Source organism: Micromonospora reichwaldensis (genome assembly GCF_031845925.1).
GTDB classification, from domain to species: domain Bacteria; phylum Actinomycetota; class Actinomycetes; order Mycobacteriales; family Micromonosporaceae; genus Micromonospora; species Micromonospora reichwaldensis.
The window spans coordinates 1-2,106 of record NZ_JAVRFL010000073.1; the positions used below are offsets into that span (position 1 = coordinate 1).

General features: G+C 70.2%; 3 protein-coding genes. All 3 read left to right on the top strand.

Annotated elements, in window-relative coordinates:
• On the top strand, positions 1–909 hold a 909-nt coding region (gene dmpG / locus RM555_RS30745; RefSeq protein WP_311414988.1), incomplete at its 5' end, for a 4-hydroxy-2-oxovalerate aldolase.
• Positions 906–1,679, top strand: a complete 774-nt coding sequence (locus tag RM555_RS30750) for a 2-keto-4-pentenoate hydratase (RefSeq protein WP_311414989.1) — start codon at positions 906–908, stop codon at positions 1,677–1,679. The genes dmpG and RM555_RS30750, both read left to right, overlap by 4 nt.
• A partial coding sequence (locus RM555_RS30755; protein WP_311414990.1) for a RidA family protein occupies positions 1,676–2,106 on the top strand: 431 nt, incomplete at its 3' end. The genes RM555_RS30750 and RM555_RS30755, both read left to right, overlap by 4 nt.

A 2,106-nucleotide genomic window follows, 5' to 3' on the forward strand; every position in this document is an offset into this window, starting at 1 on the left:
GGTTCGAGTGTGAACTATGGCCATGGTGCGGCCAGTGACGCCGACTGGATTGCGGCGGCGGCCGAAGTCATGACGAATGCGAAGCTGACCACGCTGCTGCTGCCCGGGATCGGCACCATCGCCGACTTGAAGGCGGCGAAGGCGCTCGGGGTGACCAGTGTGCGCATCGCGACGCACTGCACGGAGGCCGATATTTCGGCGCAGCACATCGCGTGGGCGCGGGAGAACGGCATGGACGTGTCCGGGTTCCTGATGATGTCGCACATGAACGACCCGGCCGGGTTGGCCGCCCAGGCGAAGTTGATGGAGTCGTACGGGGCGCACTGCGTCTACGTCACCGACTCCGGCGGCCGACTCCTCATGTCCGACGTCGCACAGCGCGTGGATGCGTACCGGCAGGTGTTGGAGCCGAGCACGCAGATCGGTATCCACGCCCACCACAACCTGTCCCTCGGCGTCGCCAACAGCGTGATCGCGGTCGAGCACGGCCGCATCCTCGGCGATGCTGCGGCTGGTGCGCAGGCGACGCACGGGCGCACGGTGCGGGTGGACGCCTCCCTGGCCGGGCAGGGCGCGGGGGCCGGTAACGCGCCGTTGGAGGTGTTCGTGGCCGTCGCGGAGTTGCACGGCTGGGAGCACGGGTGTGACGTGTTCGCGCTGATGGACGCCGCTGACGACATCGTGCGGCCGTTGCAGGACCGGCCGGTGCAGGTCGACCGGGAAACCCTCTCCCTCGGCTATGCGGGGGTGTATTCGAGTTTCCTGCGGCATGCGGAGCGGGCGTCGGACAAGTACGGGGTGGACGTGCGCTCGATCCTGGTCGAGTTGGGTCGCCGCCGCATGGTCGGCGGGCAGGAAGACATGATCGTGGACGTGGCACTGGACCTCGCGGGCAAGGAGACATCATGATCGGGCCGGACACCGCCGGTATCGCCGAGCGCCTCGGCGAGGCGGCCGACACCGCCACCGCCATCGCGCAGCTTGCTGCGGAGACGGGCTTGGACGTGGATGCGGCGTACGGGGTGCAGACCGCGTTGATCCAGCGCCGCCTGGAGCGCGGCGAACGCCTGGTGGGGTTGAAGATGGGCCTGACCAGCAAGGCGAAGATGGCGCAGGTCGGCGTGGACGAGGTCATCTGGGGCCGGCTCACCGACACCATGCGCATCCCCGACGGCGGCACCCTCGACCCCACCAGGTTCATCCACCCCCGCGTCGAACCCGAAGTGGCGTTCCTGCTCGACCGCCTCCCCGAACCCGGCGAACCCATCGGCGACTTCACCGACGCCGTCCGCGCGGTCGCCCCGGCCATCGAGGTGATCGACTCGCGGTACGCCAACTTCACGTTCTCCCTGCCGGACGTGATCGCCGACAACACCTCCGCCGCCGCCTTCACCATCGGCCCCTGGTCGCCGGTGCCCGACGGCCTCGACAACCTCGGTGTGCTGCTGGAGATCGACGGACGCGTCGCGCAGGTCGGCTCCACCGCCGCGATCCTCGGCGACCCCCGCCGCGCACTGGATGAGGGCATCCGCCTGGCCGGCCGCCACGGCGTACGGCTGCGCGAAGGCTGGGTGTTCCTCGCCGGCGCCGCCACCGCCGCCGTGCCCCTACGCCCCGGCGCCCACGTCCGCGCCGTCGTCGAACACCTCGGCACCACCTCCCTGCGAGCGTCGGCATGACCGCCAACTGGGGCACGCCCGCGAACCAGGGGACGCCCGCGAACCAGGGCGCGGCAGCAGGCCACGGCACGGGCGCGCAGGCGCACGTCGTCGCCGGCAAGGCCGTACCGCGTGGCGCGTTCCCGCACGTCAAGGTCGCCGGCGGGTTCGTGTTCGTCTCCGGCACCTCCAGCCGCCGCCCCGACAACACCTTCGCCGGCGTCGAGGTCGACGAGCTGGGCACCACGAACCTGGACATCCGCGCGCAGACCCGCGCCGTCATCGACAACATCCAAGATCTGCTGAAGACAGTCGGCGCCGACCTGAGCGACCTCGTGCAGGTCACCACCTACCTCGTCAACATGAACGACTTCGGCGGCTACAACCAGGTCTGGGCCGAGTACTTCGACGCCACCGGACCCACCCGCACCACCGTCGCCGTGCACCA